The sequence below is a fragment of the Neptuniibacter sp. QD48_11 genome (assembly GCF_047778095.1).
Classification (GTDB): domain Bacteria; phylum Pseudomonadota; class Gammaproteobacteria; order Pseudomonadales; family Balneatricaceae; genus Neptuniibacter.
Genome location: NZ_CP180551.1, coordinates 427,570 through 447,917, shown reverse-complemented (window position 1 = coordinate 447,917; position 20,348 = coordinate 427,570). Strand labels below are relative to the sequence as shown.

The 20,348-nt window shown below is 44.9% G+C and carries 15 protein-coding genes; 5 read left to right on the top strand and 10 right to left on the bottom strand.

Annotation, left to right across the window (positions count from 1 at the left end; all coding sequences use genetic code 11):
- Window positions 1–61 precede the first annotated feature (61 nt).
- Complete coding sequence (locus ACMXYU_RS02025; RefSeq protein WP_415883324.1) at window positions 62–751, top strand: pseudouridine synthase; 690 nt, start codon at window positions 62–64, stop codon at window positions 749–751.
- The gene (locus ACMXYU_RS02020) at window positions 751–1,791 is read left to right on the top strand and encodes a methyltransferase (RefSeq protein WP_415899968.1); all 1,041 of its coding nucleotides are present in this window, start codon (window positions 751–753) and stop codon (window positions 1,789–1,791) included. Before ACMXYU_RS02025 ends, ACMXYU_RS02020 begins: the two co-directional genes overlap by 1 nt.
- A gap of 35 nt (window positions 1,792–1,826) precedes the next feature.
- Here ACMXYU_RS02020 and ACMXYU_RS02015 read toward each other — a convergent pair whose 3' ends face one another.
- Window positions 1,827–2,099: a hypothetical protein gene (locus tag ACMXYU_RS02015; protein WP_415883322.1), complete on the bottom strand. Its 273-nt coding sequence runs from the start codon at window positions 2,097–2,099 to the stop codon at window positions 1,827–1,829.
- A gap of 158 nt (window positions 2,100–2,257) precedes the next feature.
- Window positions 2,258–3,133, bottom strand: coding sequence for a DMT family transporter (locus ACMXYU_RS02010; protein WP_415899967.1), 876 nt, complete (start codon window positions 3,131–3,133; stop codon window positions 2,258–2,260).
- Between the two features lie 145 nt (window positions 3,134–3,278).
- Here ACMXYU_RS02010 and ACMXYU_RS02005 point away from each other — a divergent pair, with 145 nt between their 5' ends.
- Together ACMXYU_RS02005 and ACMXYU_RS02000 are read left to right on the top strand one after the other, a co-directional pair.
- A complete protein-coding gene (locus ACMXYU_RS02005; RefSeq protein WP_415899966.1) occupies window positions 3,279–4,679 on the top strand; it encodes a PLP-dependent aminotransferase family protein in 1,401 nt (466 codons plus the stop codon).
- A gap of 211 nt (window positions 4,680–4,890) precedes the next feature.
- Window positions 4,891–5,697, top strand: a complete 807-nt coding sequence (locus tag ACMXYU_RS02000) for a class I SAM-dependent methyltransferase (protein ID WP_415899965.1) — start codon at window positions 4,891–4,893, stop codon at window positions 5,695–5,697.
- Between the two features lie 74 nt (window positions 5,698–5,771).
- Here ACMXYU_RS02000 and ACMXYU_RS01995 read toward each other — a convergent pair whose 3' ends face one another.
- Together ACMXYU_RS01995 and acnA are read right to left on the bottom strand one after the other, a co-directional pair.
- Entirely contained in the window at window positions 5,772–7,931 is a 2,160-nt protein-coding gene (locus ACMXYU_RS01995) for a bacteriohemerythrin (protein WP_415899964.1), read from the bottom strand.
- Between the two features lie 442 nt (window positions 7,932–8,373).
- Complete coding sequence (gene acnA / locus ACMXYU_RS01990; RefSeq protein ID WP_415899963.1) at window positions 8,374–11,091, bottom strand: aconitate hydratase AcnA; 2,718 nt, start codon at window positions 11,089–11,091, stop codon at window positions 8,374–8,376.
- A 1,004-nt stretch (window positions 11,092–12,095) separates the two neighbouring features.
- Here acnA and ACMXYU_RS01985 point away from each other — a divergent pair.
- Window positions 12,096–14,891, top strand: a complete 2,796-nt coding sequence (locus tag ACMXYU_RS01985) for a bifunctional aconitate hydratase 2/2-methylisocitrate dehydratase (RefSeq protein WP_415899962.1) — start codon at window positions 12,096–12,098, stop codon at window positions 14,889–14,891.
- Window positions 14,892–14,973: 82 nt separating this feature from the next.
- On the opposite strand, the gene ACMXYU_RS01980 is transcribed toward ACMXYU_RS01985, so the two are convergent.
- The 6 genes from ACMXYU_RS01980 to rbfA form a co-directional block, all read right to left on the bottom strand.
- On the bottom strand, window positions 14,974–15,330 hold the full coding sequence (locus tag ACMXYU_RS01980; RefSeq protein ID WP_415899961.1) for a DUF3127 domain-containing protein: 357 nt from the start codon (window positions 15,328–15,330) through the stop codon (window positions 14,974–14,976).
- Window positions 15,331–15,528: 198 nt separating this feature from the next.
- On the bottom strand, window positions 15,529–16,029 hold the full coding sequence (gene msrA / locus ACMXYU_RS01975; RefSeq protein ID WP_415899959.1) for a peptide-methionine (S)-S-oxide reductase MsrA: 501 nt from the start codon (window positions 16,027–16,029) through the stop codon (window positions 15,529–15,531).
- 235 nt (window positions 16,030–16,264) lie between these two features.
- Entirely contained in the window at window positions 16,265–18,370 is a 2,106-nt protein-coding gene (gene pnp / locus ACMXYU_RS01970) for a polyribonucleotide nucleotidyltransferase (protein ID WP_415899958.1), read from the bottom strand.
- A 195-nt stretch (window positions 18,371–18,565) separates the two neighbouring features.
- Entirely contained in the window at window positions 18,566–18,835 is a 270-nt protein-coding gene (gene rpsO, locus ACMXYU_RS01965; protein ID WP_415883313.1) for a 30S ribosomal protein S15, read from the bottom strand.
- A gap of 122 nt (window positions 18,836–18,957) precedes the next feature.
- Window positions 18,958–19,932: a tRNA pseudouridine(55) synthase TruB gene (gene truB / locus ACMXYU_RS01960; protein ID WP_415899957.1), complete on the bottom strand. Its 975-nt coding sequence runs from the start codon at window positions 19,930–19,932 to the stop codon at window positions 18,958–18,960.
- A 2-nt stretch (window positions 19,933–19,934) separates the two neighbouring features.
- Entirely contained in the window at window positions 19,935–20,336 is a 402-nt protein-coding gene (gene rbfA / locus ACMXYU_RS01955; RefSeq protein ID WP_415883311.1) for a 30S ribosome-binding factor RbfA, read from the bottom strand.
- Window positions 20,337–20,348 lie beyond the last annotated feature (12 nt).

The window sequence follows — 20,348 nt, the reverse complement described above, 5'->3', positions numbered from 1 at the left end:
TATAGGGACAATGCCAGTTCCGATATACTACGCACTTTAAAGCTTGTTATAGACTTACCTTATGCGCCTAGATAAATACTTAGCACAATCTTCCGGCTTTTCCCGTAAAGAAGTTCGCCGCTTTATGAAAGCGGGTGAAGTTGTTGTAAACGATATTGAAGTGACCGACCCATCTATGCATGTGGGTGAAGACGATGAGGTTTATCTAAGCGGCTATCCAGTAGATGCGCCAGGTGATAAGTACATCATGCTGCATAAACCTTTGGGCTGTGTATGCTCCAATGACGACGGTACCCACCCAACGGTTCTAAGCTTGATAGATCTACCACGGGCAGAGGAACTAACGATCTGTGGCCGACTAGATGTGGACACAACCGGTTTAGTGCTTATCACCAGTAATGGTAAATGGGCTCACAAAATCACCTCGCCAAAACACAAAACAGGCAAGCTCTACCAAGTAACCACGGCTGATCCAATTCCTGAAGATGCCGTAGAGAAATTCAAGCAAGGTTTAATGCTGCACAATGATAAGGAGCGCACTAAACCCGCTGAGCTAACCTTAATTGCCAGTAATGAAGCCGAAGTCATTCTTACCGAAGGCCGCTATCACCAAGTTAAGCGTATGTTCGCGGCTATAGGCAACAAAGTAGAAGAGCTTCACCGCGCACGTATCGGCAATATCGAGCTCGATGAATACCTAGAACCCGGCGAATACCGTTTTCTGACAGAAGAAGAGATTAATAGCATCTAATGAGTGATACAGCCTTTAATCTAATCGCCCCTTATATCCAACGCGCTTCCGGTCGTTCGCTTTGGCTCGCTGATGAAAACTTGCTCAGTGCTAATATCCCAGCCAATGAAGCCGTTATCGCCATTACCAACCGAATTGATCTGGAACAGCATCTGTATCGTCAAGGTTGGAAGGTTTTCTTCTCCGATTATGATCTAAGCATCATCGAAGATAACAGTTTGGACTCTGTGATCTACCGAGTATCCAAAGAAAAGCCGGTGGTCCACCATCTAATCAATGAGGCTTTCCGCTGCTTAAAACCTGAGGGAAAGCTCTATATTGCCGGTGAGAAAGGAGAAGGGATCAAAACCTACTTCAGCAAGGCTAAAAAGCTTTTTGGAGAGGGTGAAACCAGCAAAGCCGATAAAAACACATGGTCCGCTACACTCACTAAACTAAACACTTCGAGTGAAGACCAGTTGGATGCTAAAGATTTCCACCAGCTGCGTGTCACTGCCAGTGACGAGACATTTGAGTATTACAGCAAACCTGGTGTGTTCGGTTGGGATAAAATTGATCGCGGTAGCGCCTACCTGATCGAGCATCTCGATAGTTTCTTAATGACCCTGCCAGAACCGCCGAAAAGCGCTCTGGATCTAGGCTGCGGTTATGGCTACTTGTCCTTGAATCTGAGCCACTTAGATATCCCGGTAACAGCGACAGATAACAACGCTGCCGCCTTAAAAGCCTGCGAGCGAAACTTTAACCGTTATCCAATCAACGGCAAAGTCATACCTGCGAGTTGTGCAGAGGGTATTACCGAGAAATTTGATCTAATCCTCTGTAACCCCCCTTTCCATGCAGGATTTTCCGTCGACGGAGACCTGACAGACCGTTTTCTAAAAGCGGCTCATGACCGTTTGAATGGCCGTGGGGTCGCCTGCTTTGTTACCAATATGCATATCCCACTAGAGCGAAAAGCTAAGCAGTTCTTCCATCAGGCTGAATGTATTGCCTCTAACGGCAACTTTAAGCTGATCAGGCTTACTCATAAGACATAAAAATGGGGCTAAAAGCCCCATTCTCTTTTGATCAACTAATACACTTCATGCCCTTCAATTTTAGGATACCCCGACCAAATACGGCTGTAGTCCATTCCATTAGTTTTCTGCATCTGCTTTTTATCTGATGTAGAAACTTCCTTTTTCATCACTTTTTCGACTTTATTCATAGATGCCGATTCACTGAGTTCCATCCCATTACTGCTATAAATAAAATTAATGGCTTGTTCGTGATCCGTATCCGCAGCCATACCTAGGGTAGGAACAAACATTAACGCAAGTAGTGTAGATTTAACTTTAAGAGACATATTATTTACCTTTCTAATTTAAGAGCTCCCTATACCACTGGGAGTTATATCGATTAATTGATATGCCCTTATGACAGAAAAGTAGACAAGTCGGTTCACCTAATAATTAAGACTAAAAAATACACTTCTTATAACTAAAAGAAGCTAAAAATTTATATTTATATCTTTCTTGCTGCGCAAAACACACCAAGAGCGGCAACTACAATCCCTATCATTGCCAGCATCGATAACGATTCATCAAACAAGAACCACGCCTCTATCGCGGTTAAAGGGGGCACCAGATAAAAATAGCTAGCGACCTTACTCGCCTCCCCTTCGCGAATCATAATTAGCAGCAACAGTATTGCAGTGACGGATAAGCCCAATACCATCCAAGCTAATGCACCAATTAAGGTCCAGTTCCATTCCACCACACCGCTATCAAATGCATAGGCCAATATAGCCATCACAATTGCCATCGCCACGTATTGATAAAAAGCCCCCACCATCAGATCTACACCGACACCAAAACGTTTTTGGTACAAAGTGCCTAATGATATAGCGACCAACGCAATCACCGCAGCTGCCCATGCATCTCCACCAGCCAAATAGCTCCCCTGTGAATAACCTTGACTGACCACCATAACAACACCGATTAAACCCAGAACTAAACCTAACCATTGGGTTTTCAACAGCCGCTCTTGTAACCAGATGACAGCCAACAAGGCCGTTAATATGGGCTGTAACCCCATCACCAATGAGGTAATCCCAGCTGGAAGTGACCAGTCGATTGCTGCGAAGACGCCGCCTAAGTAACAGGCATGAACGAGAAACCCCACCACCATCTGATGACCTGCTTGCGGCAAGCTACACCATTGCGGTTTACGCCATGCTAATAAACCCGCAAAGACAACAATCGTCAGCAAACTACGTACTAGTAGGACGCTGAAAGGCTCCATATAAGGCACCGCATACTTGGCACCGATAAAACCGGTACTCCAAATACCCACAAACGCCCAAGGAACTAAAGTTATCCACTGCTGTTTATTCAGCATGACTGACTCTCTACAAACTATCTAAATTGATTGCATCACTGTAGAGAGAACAGGCTAAACAAAAAAGGGACACAGACAGGTCAGTTTCAAGGGTACAGAAAAGCCTCAAATTGCACTTGTCTGTAAATTTATACAAACTGTACCCATGAAAAAGTATTTACTGTTGGTACAACAGCTTAGCTCTAGAATCGAAAGCGGTGATTTATCGCCCGGCACCCGTTTGCCCTCTATCCGGGCCTTAAGCCTGCAATATCAGTTAAGTAAAAATACCATCATCAAAGGCCTGACTGAGTTAGAGCAGTCGCAACTGATTTACGCTAAACCACGACTAGGGTTCTTTGTCTCCTCCCCGAAAAACTCAGTTCCTGCCATCAAACCGCGAAAAGTTAAGTTGGGCTCGACTGCGTTCAGTGTTTTGGGCGCAGCGAATCAACATGGGCACTTAGCTCTCGGTTCGGCTTACCCCGATTCCAGATGGCCAACGGTCGCTTGGTATTATCAGCAGCAAGCCAAACATACTCGTCATTGGGCACACACCAGTGAAAAACGCCGCAGCCATTACAGCACCCCGCCGGGCGATCCTAAACTTCTGTCCGTATTAGCTGATCACCTGAATGCCACCGCATTTAGCTGTAATAGTGAAGAGATTGTGATTACCCATGGCGCTCAGGAAGCTTTATCGCTCTGTTTACGTTCTGTAGCCCAGATAGGGGATACCATTGCCGTTGAATCACCCTGCTACTACGGCACCTTACAGTGCATTGAAGCTTTGGGGCTTAAGGTATTGGAACTACCTTCAGATCCAATTTTAGGGACTAATTTAGATGCTCTAGAAACCGCCCTAACTCAATGGCCAATTAAAGCGGTACTGACCAACCCAAGCTTTAATAACCCGCTGGGTTTCAATCTAGATTTAGCAAGTCGACAGCGCTTAATGGCCATTGCCAACAAGTGGGATATAGCGGTTATTGAAGATGATGTCTTTGCAGAACTCAGCTTCAATCAACAAAGACCGACAGCGCTTAAAGCGATGGATACCGATCAACGAGTACTGCATTGTGGCTCTTTTTCTAAGACAGTAGATGCTGATATAAGGCTGGGCTGGGTACTACCCGGGCGCTACTACGAACAAGTTAACTTCCAAAAATTTGTTACCAGCATCGCCTGTTCTGCCATATCGCAACAAGGCATCAGTGAATTACTGATAGGCCGTCGTTATCGCCGTCATCTCTCACAAGTTAGTCGTGGCTACCAAGAGAGAGTCGAGATGCTCGATGAAGATATCCGTCAACATTGGCCCAGTAACACCTGCTTTATCAAACCAAGCGGCGGTATTTTGCAGTGGTTTACACTGCCTAAACAGGTCAATAGCGACCAACTATTTCAACAAGCGCTTGAGGCAAGTATTGGCATTTCACCCGGTAACCTCTTTTGTGCAGACCAGCGTTTTAATCACCATATCCGCTTATGTTTTGCCCATTACACTCGACAAAAAGAACAAGTCGACGCTATTGCACAGTTAGGCAAATTAATCGCTTCGTACTAATCTATTCCCTAAGTGTTACAAAGATGAGCAATTCTCTGCAACGTACGTAAATTAAGGCTTTCGGCAAGTAGCACTCAGACTATCAACGAACTTATCCACAGATTATTGGGATAAGTTATTACCGAGACGACTTGAGGATAAAGCCATTATTAGGCACATTGGGATATAACAGACTCAAGCCAGCCATAAACAACATAGAAGGTTGAATACGATGAAATTCATTAAAATGTCACTGTTTATATTCTGCATCGCCAGCATTAATACTGTGCATGCCTCTAATGAATTTATAAAACAAGCCGTTGCTGCAGAACACCGCAGCGAAAAGAATATAGCGCGTGATGTTTATCGCCACCCTGTAGAGACACTCTCTTTTTTCGGCATCAAACCCGATATGACTGTCCTTGAAATATTACCTGGTGGCGGCTGGTACACAGAGATCCTTGCGCCGATGTTGAAAGACAACGGACATCTCACCTTAGCGAGCTTCGGCGCCGATCACCCAAACAACTTTTTACAGGGCTTACACAACAAACTTGTGACAAAGCTACAAGCGAATCCATCAGTTTATGGAAAAGCCGATGTAGTGGTGTTTAAGAAAGGTGATACCTATTTAGCTGAAGTTCTGGATAGCTCTCAAGATATGGTAGTTACGTTCAGAAATACCCATAACTGGATACGCTTTGGGGGCATAGAAGAGGTCTATCCTTCTTTTCATCGCGTGCTAAAAAAGGGCGGTACTCTTGGTGTAGTTCAACACCGCGCTAAAGATGGCAGTGATTACAAAGAAAGCGCTGAAAATGGCTACGTTCCGGAAACTTATCTAATTTCATTTATTGAAGGTTTAGGATTTGAACTCGTTGAGACGTCTGAGATCAACGCCAATCCTAAAGATACTAAGGACCACAAAGCTGGCGTCTGGTCCCTACCACCGAGTTATCGATTAAAAGAAGTTAATAAAGCGCATTACCAAGCAATCGGTGAAAGTGACCGTATGACCCTAAAATTCATCAAAAGGTAAGAGTTATCAAACGCTAGGAAAACGATAAACCATAAGCCGCCCCGTTATTGCTAATAGCGGGGCACCCCCTGACATTAAATATCAGAGTAAAGTACAACCTGATTTCGTCCTTGGGCTTTTGCCATATACAGCGCTTCATCTGCCGCACTAAGCATTTGATTAACTTGCTTAAATCTTCCTTGTTCCCAACTAGAGATACCAATACTGACAGTCACCGCAATATTATGTTCTTCTACCTCAATTAAGAGCAGTTCAACATTGTGACGGATACGTTCAGCAACCTTTCGCGCTGCATTTAAATCCGTCTCCGGCATCAGGATGGCAAACTCTTCTCCCCCCAGACGAGCGACAATATCGGTCTTACGTGCTATATCTACACAGGTCTGATAGAACACTTTTAAAACCTCATCCCCAGCGGCGTGACCGTAAGTATCATTCACTCTTTTGAAGAAATCGATATCTAGCATAAGTAACGAGAGCGGTCTGCGGTAACGTTGCACACGCCCTAGTTCATGTTCAGCCAACTTATTAAATTTACGTCGATTAACCGCACCGGTCAGAGAATCGGTTGAAGCTAAGCGACGATAGCGCTCATGCTCAATCGTCTTATGCTTAAGGTCCATTAACTGCCGTTGTTGATGAACCTTGTTCCTAATATCTGCCTGTAAAAGGCTACGGCGGCAACTCTCATAGGCTTTAATCGTACGCCCTAACTCATCATCAACAAACCGATCGGTAAAGACAAAACTTTGATCGCCTTTGGATAAACGCACCATCGCCCGATTCAACATAGCCACAGGCGAGATAATACTGATATTTAACATCCAGCAGGCGAGCAACGTCAGGCCAGTTATTAACAACAAGATCAACGAGGTTAGATACAACTTGAGTCGTGCGTCAGCAGCATTTTGATCAGCCAACTCCGTAATATCCATCACCAACTTATCAGCTAACGCTTTGAGTAAGTCGATTTTTTCTGACAATGCTGAGAACCATAGCGCTTCCGTTAGTTGTATATCTTCGCGGTTTTTGGTCTGTAAAACCCGATAAAGCTGCAATTCTAGGCTCTCTACTTGTTGGAAGCTTTCGCTAGATTCCATCCTTTGATAAGCCTTCTGTTGGCTGATACTCGCCACCTGATTAAAGTATTGAATCAAACCTTGCTGTTGCCCCATTAACGAGATCAGCTTATGCAACTCAGATTGATTCATGCGATCATCTGCCAGGATCAACGTACCTAATGCTCGCTCCTGACCAGCAACCTCTTTCAAGTTTACAACTGAGGTAAAACTAGACAAATGTGATTCCAACTCAGCATCTAACCCCATAAAGGTAAATGCTGCTGGTATCTTCAATAGATAATCAATTAAAGCGGTGTAATAGTGCTGCATTTCAATAATGGATAGCTCTTGTTGATCAACTTTTTCCCGTTGTTGATCGATTACATCCAACCAATTTGAAGACTCTTGCAACAAAGTCTGTATCTGAGGAGACAGTTCATTCTCTGAAAGCTGTTTTGCTCGAACTAGGAAGCCCTTAATTGCTTGATCTGTTTGCAAACGCGTTTTGGCTATATCAAGGGAAAACACTTGGTATTGCGACGCTATCAACCCTGTAGTCAAACCCCGCTCTGCTTGTAAGCTATGACTTAAAGTATTTACTTCATGGGCAATCGCAGTAAGTTCGGATAGTTGCTCCATCGTTTGGTAACGGCTGACACTGCTACTTAACAGAACCAAACTTAAGAGCAACATTCCTAATGCCGGTATAAACGCCGTTAATAAGATTCTTTTTCCTAAGGGCAATCTTGCACTTATAAAGCGTCCGATTTTAGAAAAGAATCGCTGTGGTTTATTGGTAGAGTCAGTTGCACCTTTATCACTCACACATTGGTGATAAGACATATCATCAACAGCAATATGATTGAGCAACCAGTCGACGAGAAATAGATAAACATCTCGCGCTACTTCAACTGAATCAGCATGCAACAACTGCTCTTTGAGCTCTGGGATTTTATTGATAAAGGATTGATGGCCTTGAATATGCTCATCCAAGTCGGGATAACCACAGCGCGCCATTAGTGCTTCTTCACGTTGAAAGTGAAGCGAAACATACTCTTCCAACTTCGTGAAAACTTGGCCTATGATCTCTTTTTCATGATTTTCTTCAATGGCATTAGCGAGATCCGAAATGATTGCTAACAACCGCTTATGGTCATTATCAATTTCTTTCACTCCTACACTTAAACCCTGATTCCACTCGAAACCAGCCATATGGCACATCGCTCTATAAATAAGATAAGTCAGTCACAGCCCCAAGACATCCTCTGCCTTATCTATTTACCTTATTGCGCAAGCGCAGGCCGCTATATCAACAATGATAATATACACACACGAGAAAACTATTACGCCTTGGCATTAATACCAGCAGATAAATTGTGGTTTAAGTAAAAAATTCACCTGTGAATAAGCTTTAAACGCAACGTTTAAATGAAACTGTCAGATTGTGAGCAAATCCCCATACACTCTGTATTCATTGGCATGCAGCCATTCACTCTCAACCTATTAACGTACTTATCCACATAAAACTTGGATAAAACTAATGTAGATATATTCACAGATATAAAAAAACCGCCGATAAACGGCGGTTTTTAATTCCTAGAAAGGAACGTTGATATTATGCGTTTGCAGCTATGATATCGCGTAATACCATCGGCAAGATGCCTTTGTGGCGAATCTGATCCAGCTCAGAAGAAGTATCAACACGAGAGGTCAGCTCCAACTGCTGCGATGAACCGTCCGCGCGGTTTATAGTCAAGCCAACTGTACCGCGTGGTTCCAGAGTATCGATACCACTCAGGTCAAAGGTTTCTGTACCATCAAGATTTAGTGATGCACGTGTCACACCTTCTGGTAATTGCAGCGGTAATACACCCATCCCCACCAAATTGGATTTGTGAATACGCTCAAAGCTTTCAGCGATAATCGCTTTAACACCTAGCAGTGCGGGACCTTTTGCAGCCCAATCTCGTGATGAGCCTGTGCCATAAAGCTTGCCGCCAAATACAACTGTAGATGTACCTTCAGAACGGTAGCGCTCAGCCGCATCGTAGATAGACATCTGTGCTGGAGCGGCATTAGACGAGTAATAGTTCGTTACTGCGCCAGTCGTACCCGGTAGCAGCAAGTTTCTGGCTTTTACGTTGCCGAAAATACTACGCAACATGACATGGTGGTTACCACGGCGTGCGCCCAGTGATGTCATATCTTCGTCAGCGACGCCTTGTGAGCTTAAGTATTCACCTGGAGGTGAATCTGGACGAATTCGGCTTACTGGGGAAATATGATCGGTGGTTGTGTTGTCATCACACATCACCAACATGCGTGCACCAGCAATATTGTTTAACGCATCTTCAGGTGTTTCCAGTGAGAAACCATCGAAGAAAGAGATCTCTTGGATATACGTAGAGTCTGCAGCCCAGTCATACACAGGACCCGTTGGAGATTCGAGGTTCTGCCATGTAGCAGGGCCATCCAAAGAATTTTCGTAGGTTTCGCGGAACGCTTTCGGGTCCATGCATTCAAGCATGGTCTGGCTGATTTCAGCATTGCTCGGCCAGATATCCTTTAGGTAGACGTCGTTACCATTGGCATCCTGACTAATTGGCTGTGTCGTAACATCAATATTGACATTGCCAGCCATCGCCATAGCAACCACCAGCGGTGGAGACATCAGGAAGTTGGTATCAACATCTGGATGCACACGACCTTCAAAGTTACGGTTACCCGATAAAACAGACGCAGCGATGATATCGTGGTTCTGCAGCGCTTCTTCGATGCTTGGTGCTAGAGGGCCAGAGTTACCCACACAGGTAGTACAGCCGTAACCCGCAGTATTAAAGCCCAAAGCGTCCAAGTGCTGCTGTAGGCCAGCCTTGGTTAGGAAGTCGGTAGCAACCGGTGACCCTGGAGCCAAAGACGTTTTAACACCATCAGGTACTTTCATACCGAGTTCATTGGCTTTCTTAGCGAGCAGACCCGCTGCAATCAATAGACCTGGGTTAGAGGTGTTGGTACAGGCTGTAATCGCAGCAATCACAATATCACCGTCTTTTAACTCACGTTCAGGCAATGGTGCGAAAATACCCGCTTCGTCTGCTTTCATCGGCGTCACTTTAACGACTTCAGGATTACGCCCCCCTTCAGCAGCTGCTTTTTGGAACACCTTACCAATCTCAGCTAACGGTAATCTATCTTGCGGTCGTTTCGGGCCCGCTACAGACGGCTCAACGGTAGACAGATCAAGTTTCAGAAGATCGGTATAACGCGGCAATGCCTGACCTGGTTTCCAAGCCATATTCTGAGCTGTGTAGTATGCAAGTGGCAGATCACCATCCCTGCCTGTTGCTCTCATATACTCAGCAGATACTTCATCAAACGGGAAGAAGCCCATGGTTGCGCCATATTCTGGTGACATGTTTGCAATGGTTGCACGATCCGGAAGAGAAAGGTTGGCACAACCTTCACCTACGTATTCAACAAACTTACCCACCACACCCGCAGGGTATTTACGCAGCATCTCGGTGATGGTTAGTACTAGATCGGTTGCAGTAACACCTTCACGTAGTGCGCCTGTTAACTCAACGCCGACTACTTCGGGTGCCAGCATCTGCATAGGTTGACCCAGCATAGAAGCACCGGCTTCAATACCACCAACACCCCAACCAACAATACCTAGCGCGTTCGCCATTGGCGTGTGACTATCCATACCAATCAGCGTATCTGGTGCCATCAATCCGTTAATGTCTAGGTACCCCTGAGCCAGATACTCTAGATTAACCTGATGAACAATGCCGGTTTGTGGTGGAATAATTCGGATCGTGTCGAATGCTTGCGCTCCCCATTTCAAGAAGGCATAACGCTCTTTGTTGCGCTCCGCTTCTAGTTCACCATTAATTCTTAGTGAAGCCGGGCTGCCCGTATTGTCCATTGTTACCGTATGATCGATAACAAGATCTGCTCGTACAAGAGGCTCAATGATTGCCGGATCTAAGCCCATACGCTGAACCGCTGAACGCATCGCAGCAAAATCAACAATCGCTGGCGTACCACTTAAATCGTGCATGATGACACGACCCGCGGTGAAAGGAATTTCGATCGGCTTTGTACCTTGGTGTTCTGTCCAACTTCCAAGCGCCTCAACCTGCTCAGCAGTTACGCCGTTTTGACCAACGTTTCGAGCAATACCTTCCAAGATAGGACGCAGAGAAAAAGGTAATGCATCAAGGTCGATACCAAACTGTTCTGCAGTATCTGGAAGACTATGGTAGCTGTGCTCTGTTCCTGAGAGTGTTCTAACAGAGCTAGATGGATCGAAATGGGTCGGGCTTGTCATTTTTTATACCTCACGCAGATAGGACACAGCTGAAGCCATAACCTGTATTTTTACGAGTTCTCGTTCACTGGAACTGCTCGATTTCCTTGTTGGTTATATTTTCAGGCGTCACACGAACCGCTATTGCAGAACATCCTAGATTTATCGGCCGTCGTACCGATATTTTCTGCAACACAAATTATTACTTCATCAAGATTGTCGACAATATTAGACAATAACCGACTCAAAGCAAGTAATACGGGCATAAAATAGCATAAATTACATACAATCTAAGACTATTTGCTAGTAAAAACGGTTTTTTTTTGAACAGAAGCGAAGAAATTTGAATCAAGCTCGCTGCATTTCAGATAGAGCTCGGAACTGGATTATGGGATCGATAAGAAAGCGATGTTTAAGCTATAGATAGAGGGTGCGCTAAGAAAGCTAGAGGCGTTTATCACTATCAGTAACCTCGATTTAGAAACTAGGATTTAGCTTGGAAAAACATCCATCCTTGGTTAATTGGGGTTCGACAGTGGGTAAAAGCTCCCCGAAGAAACATCTAATAATTAAGCTAGCTTCTGTTTAGCTAATTTAGATAATAAAGGCTGTCATCAAATGGCATTAATAGAAGGAGAGCAAATTAATTCCACTTACCTCTCCAATAGAAGACTGTACCAACGAAACCACGGACTGGCGGACTATGCGTCAGCAACGAGCACAGAAACAAAGGCTAATTAAGCAATCCCTTGAAAAATGATTATTATTTTCAATTAAGAAAACAATTAAAACCAATTTTAAATGATTACTATTTTCAATAAAGGCAAAAACTGCCATTTTTTATAATAAAAATAGATACCTACAACCAATGTATACCCTCTTTAAAAGCCTTGATTTAAGTACTATTTTTTAAATTTATAGCGACTATTAGCCTCATTTAAATAGTTTTGATTGAGCTGTTTGCCTGTTTTTTTTTATAATCTGCGCACAAATCATAACTAGATTTAAGTGAGACGTTGGACGCCATGAGCTACTATTCTGACTACCTAGAAGAAATTGAGGTTCGTAAAAAGGACCTGGGTCTAAACCCAAAACCAATCGATAGCGCTGAATTGCTATCTGAAATCATTGCCCAGATCAAAGACACTGGTAATGCAGAGCGCGAAGCTTCTCTAAACTTCTTCATCTATAACACGCTACCTGGTACAACTCCAGCGGCTGGCGTTAAAGCGGCTTTCCTAAAAGACATCGCTCTAGGTAAAGAAACTGTTGCTGAGATCTCTCCAGAGTTCGCTCTTGAGCAACTGTCTCACATGAAAGGTGGTCCTTCTGTTGAAGCACTACTAGACATCGCTCTATCTGACGACGCACAAGCTGCTGCAGCGGGCGAAGTTCTTAAGTCTCAAGTATTCCTATACGACGCTGATACAGCTCGTCTAGCGGACGCTTTCAAAGCGGGCAACGCAATCGCTAAAGATATCCTAGAAAGCTACTCTAAAGCAGAGTTCTTCACTAAGCTTGACGATATCCCTGAGAAAATCAAAGTTATCACTTACATTGCTGCTGAAGGCGATATCTCTACTGACCTTCTTTCTCCTGGCAACCAGTCTCACTCACGTGCAGACCGTGAGTTGCACGGTAAGTGCATGATCTCTCCAGAAGCTCAGCAAGAAATTAAGAAGATGGGTGAAGACAACCCAGACGCTAAAGTGATGCTGATCGCTGAGAAAGGTACCATGGGTGTAGGTTCTTCCCGTATGTCTGGTGTAAACAACGTTGCACTTTGGGCAGGTGAGCCAACTTCTCCATACATCCCGTTCGTAAACAACAAACCGGTTGTTGCGGGTACTAACGGTATCGCGCCTATCTTCCTAACTACGGTTGGTGTAACTGGCGGTATTGGTCTTGACCTTAAGAACTGGGTTAAGAAAACTGACGCAAACGGCGAAGTTGTTCGTGACGAAAACGGCGATCCAGTACTAGAAGAAGCATACTCTGTAGCTACTGGTACTGTTCTAACTATCGATACTAAAGCTAAGAAGCTGTACAACGGCGACGAAGAACTAGCTGATATCTCAGACGCGTTCACACCACAAAAAGTTGAGTTCATGAAAGCGGGTGGTTCTTACGCGGTAACATTCGGTAAGAAACTTCAAACGTTCGCTGCTGAAACTCTAGGCGTTGAAGCTCCAGCTGTTTACGCTCCATCTAAAGAGATCTCTCACGAAGGCCAAGGTCTAACTGCTGTTGAAAAAATCTTCAACCGCAATGCAGTAGGCGTGACTTCTAAGACTCCTCTACACACTGGTTCTGACGTTCGCGTTAAAGTGAACATCGTAGGCTCTCAGGACACTACTGGTCCTATGACTTGTCAGGAACTAGAAGCAATGGCTGCTTCTAAAATCTCACCAAGCGTTGATGGTGCATTCCAGTCTGGTTGTCACACAGCGTCTGTATGGGATAACAAAGCTAAGGCTAACACGCCTAAGCTAATGGCATTCATGAACGCATTCGGCGTAATCACTGCACGTGATCCGAAAGGTGTTTACCACTCAATGACTGACGTAATCCACAAAGTATTGAACGACATCACTGTTGATGACCGTGCAATCATCATTGGTGGTGACTCTCACACGCGTATGTCTAAGGGTGTAGCATTCGGTGCTGACTCCGGTACTGTTGCGATCGCATTGGCTACTGGTGAAGCAGCAATGCCAATTCCAGAGTCTGTCAAAGTAACCTTCAAAGGTGCTATGAAGCCTCACATGGACTTCCGTGACATCGTACACGCTACTCAAGCGCAGATGCTTAAGAAGTTCGCTGGCGAAAACGTTTTCCAAGGTCGCGTAATCGAAGTACAGATCGGTACTCTACTAGCTGACCAAGCGTTCACGTTCACTGACTGGACTGCAGAAATGAAAGCGAAAGCTTCTATCTGCATCTCTACTGACGAAACACTAATTCAGTCTCTAGAACTAGCTAAGTCTCGTATCCAGATCATGATCGATAAAGGTATGGAAAACGAAGCAGGCATGCTTCAAGGCCTTATCGCTCTAGCTGACAAGCGTATCGCTGAAGTTAAATCTGGCGAAGCTCCAGCGCTTGCTCCAGACGACAACGCTAAGTACTACGCTGAGCTAGTAGTTGACCTAGACGCAATCGATGAGCCAATGATTGCTGACCCAGACGTTAACAACGAAGACGTTTCTAAGCGTTACACTCACGATGTTATCCGTCCAACTTCTTACTACAATGGCCGTGAAGTTAACCTAGGCTTCGTTGGTTCTTGTATGGTTCACAAAGGCGACATGCAGATCATTGCTGCAATGCTACGCAACTTAGAGAAGAACGGTCCTATCACGTTCAACGCACCTCTAGTTGTTGCTCCGCCAACTTACAACATCGTTGACGAGCTAAAAGCTGAAGGCGATTGGGACATCCTAGCGAAATACGCTGGCTTCACTTTCGATGATGAGAATCCGAAAGAAGAAGCGCGTACTAAGTACGAGAACATTCTGTACCTAGAACGCCCAGGCTGTAACCTATGTATGGGTAACCAAGAGAAAGCTGAAGCAGGTGACACTGTACTAGCAACTTCTACTCGTCTATTCCAAGGCCGTGTTGTAGAAGACTCTGCTGAGAAGAAAGGTGAATCTCTACTAGGTTCTACTCCAATGGTTGTTCTTTCTACTATCTTGGGCCGTTTCCCAACATTGGAAGAGTACAAAGCAGCTGTTGAAGGTATCAACCTAACGTCTTTCGCTCCACCAAGCGAAGACCTAAGCGTTGCACCACAAGCTATCCCAGCTGCACGTATCTAATCACTAGATAACGTCAGCAATAAAAAGCCCCGATAATTCGGGGCTTTTTTGTTTATACCAAGAGCTAAAATAGCTACGTCATTTAGAACGGAATATCGTCGTCAAAGTCAGCTGGCTGAGGTGCCGGCGCTGCATTGGAGTTAAAGTACTCTTGCTCAGAAGCTTCTGGAGATGACGCTGACTGAATCTTCCAGCCAACAAGGTTGTTGTAATAACGCCCATTATACTCTCGACCACGAATATCAAAGCTCACTGTAACTTCCTGTCCGACCTGCAACGATTCAAGCAAACTAACCTTATCTTGCACAAACTCTAAGTTGATCTCTTGAGGGTATTTACCGTCATCAACTGTCACGACCATTTCACGTTTAGTGAAGCCACTATTGAACGTTTGCGGATCTTGGATCAGTTTAATTTTGCCAGTTAGCTCGTAACTCATGAATGCTTTCCAAAGGTATCTAAAATTTCAAAATTGAGTTCATTAAATCAAAAATAAAAAAAGAAGTCTTCGTTAGAGTTAAAAGTTGCACTAGCATTCACCTTATTAGCGAGGTCTTAATACAACCTACGGTCAAATTAAGCCACACTAACCCTAGAGTGGCTATGGACTAACTCCTAGCTTCTAGCAACTAGCTGCTTACGAACGTTTAGGCAACACCCAGTCAGGACGCGGAAAATGGCAGGTATATCCACCAGGATAGCGCTCAAGATAATCCTGATGCTCAGGCTCTGCCACCCAAAAATCGCTAGCAGCTTCGACTTCCGTCACCACCTTACCTGGCCACAAGCCGCTGGCTTCAACATCAGCGATTGTATCTAGCGCCGTTTGCTTTTGCTCGTCGTCTAAAAAATAGATCGCTGAGCGGTAAGAAGTACCGCGATCGTTACCCTGTCGATTAGGCGTGGTAGGATCATGAATCTGGAAGAAAAACTCTAATAAGGTTCGGTACGAAATCAGTTCTGAATTAAATAGGATCTCAATACCCTCAGCATGAGTACCATGATTCCGGTAAGTAGCATTAAGCACATCACCACCGGTGTAGCCCACACGAGTCGCTATAACGCCCGGTAATTTACGAATTAGATCCTGCATACCCCAGAAGCATCCACCAGCAAGTATTGCTCGTTGTTCACTCATTCAGGCATCCTCCAATTTAAAAGCTAGCAATAGACCAGTATATCTTTGTTATAACGCTTACCAGAAAGTTCCCACAGCTACTGCCTTTCGGTCAACAAAGAATCTTATCTTGTACGGCCATTAACCGATTAAGGTTTATGTCACACATAAAAAAACCGCCGATAAATCGGCGGTTTTTTTTCAGTCTTTAGCAACTAGTAGCGAAACACTTTCACCACTAACCGCTAAAAGAAACTTAGCTTACTGCATCATCAGCAAGTAGGTCTTTCATAGATAGTTTGATACGGCCACGCTGGTCTACGTCCAGTACTTTAACCTTAACCATCTGATCCATCTGGATGTAGTCAGTTACTTTCTCAACACGCTTGTTGTCGATCTGAGAAATGTGAACTAGACCATCTTTACCCGGCAGGATGTTAACGAATGCACCGAAGTCTTCGATACGTACAACCTTACCTTCGTAAACCTGACCAATCTCTGCTTCAGCAGTGATTTCGATGATCTTATCAGTAGCCGCTTTAGCTGCTGCTTTGTCTGCAGCGTATACGCGAACTGTGCCATCGTCTTCGATGTCGATAGATGCGCCAGTCTCTTCAGTAAGAGCACGGATAGTAGCACCACCTTTACCGATTACGTCACGGATCTTCTCTGGGTTGATCTTCAACTGAGTCAATGCTGGAGCGTTATCTGGAAGCTCTGGACGAGCGTAACCGATAACTTTAGCCATCTCTTTCAGGATGTGAACACGTGCTTCGTATGCTTGCTCAAGCGCAATGTCCATGATCTCTTCAGTGATACCAGTGATCTTGATATCCATCTGAAGTGCAGTGATACCTGTTTCAGTACCCGCTACTTTAAAGTCCATGTCACCTAGGTGATCTTCGTCACCCAAGATGTCAGTTAGGACAGCAAAGCCGTTCTCTTCTTTAACAAGACCCATTGCGATACCCGCAACTGGTGCTTTAAGTGGTACACCTGCATCCATCATAGATAGAGACGCACCACATACAGAAGCCATGGAGCTAGAACCGTTAGATTCAGTGATCTCAGATACAATACGGATTGTGTATGGGAACTCTTCTTGAGTTGGAAGAACTGCAGCAACACCACGACGCGCTAGACGACCGTGACCAATTTCACGACGACCAGCCCCCATCATACGACCACATTCACCTACAGAGTATGGAGGGAAGTTGTAGTGCAACATGAATGGATCTTTACGCTCACCTTCGATCGCATCGATGATCTGCTGATCACGTGCAGTACCTAGTGTACAAGTCGCGATAGACTGAGTTTCACCACGAGTGAATAGCGCAGAACCGTGAGTACCTTGTAGTACGTCGATTTGAACATCGATACCACGAACAGTCTTGTTATCACGGCCATCGATACGAGGCTCACCTGCAACGATACGGCCACGAACGATCTCTTTCTCTAGGGAGCTAACGATGCCAGATACATCACCAGCAGAAGGCTGACCTTCTTCATCACCTGCAAGGTTTTCAACCGCTTGAGCGCGAAGCTCAGCCAGTGCGTTTTGACGCTGCATTTTATCAGCAACTTGGTAAGCAGCTGTGATGCCTTCGCCTACTTCAGCGCGTACTTTAGCGATTAGATCTTGATCTTTTTCAGGTGCAGTCCAAACCCAAGCTTCTTTACCCGCTTCAGCTTTAAGTTCGTTAACAGCGTTAACAACTGCTTGCATCTCTTGGTGAGCGAATAGAACCGCACCAAGCATTTCGTCTTCTGAAAGCTCTTGCGCTTCAGATTCAACCATTAGCACAGCGTCAGACGTACCAGCAACAACCATGTCCAGCTCAGATGTTTCAAGCTGCTCATAAGATGGGTTTAAGATGTAACCATCTTCTTCAGTGAAGCCAACACGTGCTGCACCGATTGGGCCTTGGAATGGGATACCAGAGATTGCTAGTGCAGCAGACGTACCGATCATCGCTGCGATATCTGGATCATTTACTTTGTCAGCAGACATTACTGTACAAACAACCTGAACTTCGTTCATGTAACCCTTAGGGAACAGTGGACGAATTGGACGGTCGATTAGACGAGAAGTAAGCGTCTCTTTCTCAGATGGACGTGCTTCACGCTTGAAGAAACCACCAGGGATACGGCCTACAGCGTAGTATTTCTCTTGGTAGTGAACAGAAAGAGGGAAGAAACCCTGACCTTCTTTTGCTTCTTTAGCGCCAACAACTGTACAAAGTACTTCGTTACCACCCATTTTAACCAGGACAGAACCTGTCGCCTGACGCGCAACGCGGCCAGTTTCGATAGTTACTTCCTGACCACCAAACTGGAATGTTTTAGTAGCTACTTGGAACACAATAATTTTCCTTTAAATAATTTGGCGGGGCAGTTTTCAGATAACTTTCATGCCTTCTGTCTTGCCAGTACTCAAATAAGCTCTCGATAGTTCTGAAAGCGCATTTGAGTACGGGCGGGATGAAATAGTTACCTTTTCTTACCCCAGATAAAACCGGGGCCATACATTGTATGGCCCCAGAGAATTCACACTAACTTAGCGACGCAGACCTAGACGCTTGATCAGCTCAAGGTAACGATCAGCATCTTTACCTTTTAGGTAGTCCAGCAGCTTACGACGCTGGTTAACCATGCGGATCAGACCACGGCGAGAGTGGTGGTCGTGTTTGTTCGCTTTGAAGTGACCTTGTAGACCTTCGATGTTAGCAGATAGTAGAGCTACCTGAACTTCTGGGGAACCAGTGTCGCCTTCAGCGCGAGCGAAATCTGCAACGATTGCCGCTTTTTTCTCAGCAGTTAATGCCATTTTCATACTCCTAAAAAATATGCACACGATCTTAAGATCGCCGGATTAAAAAGAAACGATGCACCGAGCATATTTTCAGTACAACGCCACATCGGCCCTCTTACGAGAACCAAATAAAATCTTTATTGATCAGCTTCAGTGCAGATAAGACGCTTAGGTTTTAGCTGTTGCTCGACTACTTCGGCAACGCCCAAGAAACGCTCTACATCGCTATCAAGTGATGTACCAAACAAACGAACCAAGCTACCTTCTGCATAATCAGCATTAGGGACTGATTGGCCATGCATAATCAAACTGGTTTGCTGATCATCTAATCGAACTGCCGGTAGATCATCTACAGCAGCCCAGGCTGGCAATAATAGCTTATCCAGCTCGATTTGTATGCCTTTTTGCTCTTCTTCAGCACTGTTTTCGGGCACTAAATCGCGCAGCTCATCCAAACTCATCATTCGGTCAGCCGTGAATGCACCCACATCCAGTCTATGGAGCATTTTGACATGCGCACCACAACCCAGGATATGGCCGAGATCTTCGACAATTGAACGGATATAAGTCCCTTTCGAACAAAAGACTTCAAGATCAATTTCATCATCTCGCAAAGCCGTTAATTTGATCTCATGGATCGTTACTTTACGCGGCTTTACTTCGACCTGAATACCCTTTCGAGCCAACTTATAAAGCGGCTGCCCTTGGTGTTTCAACGCTGAAAACATCGAAGGAACTTGTTCTATTTCACCGCTAAACTCTGACTGCAAAATAGTATCTATATTGTCTTCAGTCAGATCTGTTGGAACAGGTTTTTCTTCGACGACAGCGCCATCAGCATCACTAGAATCTGTACGAATACCAAGCTTAGCTGTTGTGATATAGCGTTTATCAGAATCGAGCAGGTGCTGAGAGAACTTAGTCGCTTCACCTAAACAAATCGGTAGCATACCAGTGGCAAGTGGATCCAAGGCACCTGTATGACCGGCTTTGGCCGCATCATAAATGCGTCGAACTTGCTGTAGAGCGGAATTAGAAGAGATACCGGACGGTTTATTCAACAAGAATACACCGTCGACCGCCCGGCCTCGGGATTTTCTACGACGGCCCACGATTATTCCTCGTCAGCGTCTTTAGAAGCGCTCTGATTTTCCTGACGGATAGCCGCCTCAATCAGATGATGTAGATGTCTACCACGCTCGATCGTTTCATCGAAATGGAAACGCAGTTGCGGCATAACACGTAGCTGAACGTTACGACACAGTTCTCCACGAAGGAAACCTGCAGCATTGTTCAGTACTTTTAGTGAATCAATAATTGCTTCTGCTTCATCTTTACCATTAAGTGGTAAAACAGTGATGTAGACATCAGCAAAACCTAGATCCTTACTGACTTTGACATGGCTAACTGTAACCATACCTAAGCGTGGATCTTTTATTTCAAACTGGATCAGCTGAGCCAGCTCACGTTGGAGCTGGTCAGCAATCCTAGATGTACGACTATAATCGCGTGCCATAAAGGTTATTTA

Coding starts and splice junctions, on each gene's coding strand:
- ACMXYU_RS02000 (WP_415899965.1), top strand. CDS start 4,891: ATGAAATTCATTAAAATGTCACTGTTTATATTCTGCATCGCCAGCATT.
- msrA (WP_415899959.1), bottom strand. CDS start 16,029: ATGAGTGAACAACGAGCAATACTTGCTGGTGGATGCTTCTGGGGTATG.
- ACMXYU_RS01980 (WP_415899961.1), bottom strand. CDS start 15,330: ATGAGTTACGAGCTAACTGGCAAAATTAAACTGATCCAAGATCCGCAA.
- ACMXYU_RS02010 (WP_415899967.1), bottom strand. CDS start 3,133: ATGCTGAATAAACAGCAGTGGATAACTTTAGTTCCTTGGGCGTTTGTG.
- ACMXYU_RS02020 (WP_415899968.1), top strand. CDS start 751: ATGAGTGATACAGCCTTTAATCTAATCGCCCCTTATATCCAACGCGCT.
- acnA (WP_415899963.1), bottom strand. CDS start 11,091: ATGACAAGCCCGACCCATTTCGATCCATCTAGCTCTGTTAGAACACTC.
- ACMXYU_RS02025 (WP_415883324.1), top strand. CDS start 62: ATGCGCCTAGATAAATACTTAGCACAATCTTCCGGCTTTTCCCGTAAA.
- ACMXYU_RS01985 (WP_415899962.1), top strand. CDS start 12,096: ATGAGCTACTATTCTGACTACCTAGAAGAAATTGAGGTTCGTAAAAAG.
- ACMXYU_RS02005 (WP_415899966.1), top strand. CDS start 3,279: ATGAAAAAGTATTTACTGTTGGTACAACAGCTTAGCTCTAGAATCGAA.
- ACMXYU_RS02015 (WP_415883322.1), bottom strand. CDS start 2,099: ATGTCTCTTAAAGTTAAATCTACACTACTTGCGTTAATGTTTGTTCCT.
- rbfA (WP_415883311.1), bottom strand. CDS start 20,336: ATGGCACGCGATTATAGTCGTACATCTAGGATTGCTGACCAGCTCCAA.
- rpsO (WP_415883313.1), bottom strand. CDS start 18,835: ATGGCATTAACTGCTGAGAAAAAAGCGGCAATCGTTGCAGATTTCGCT.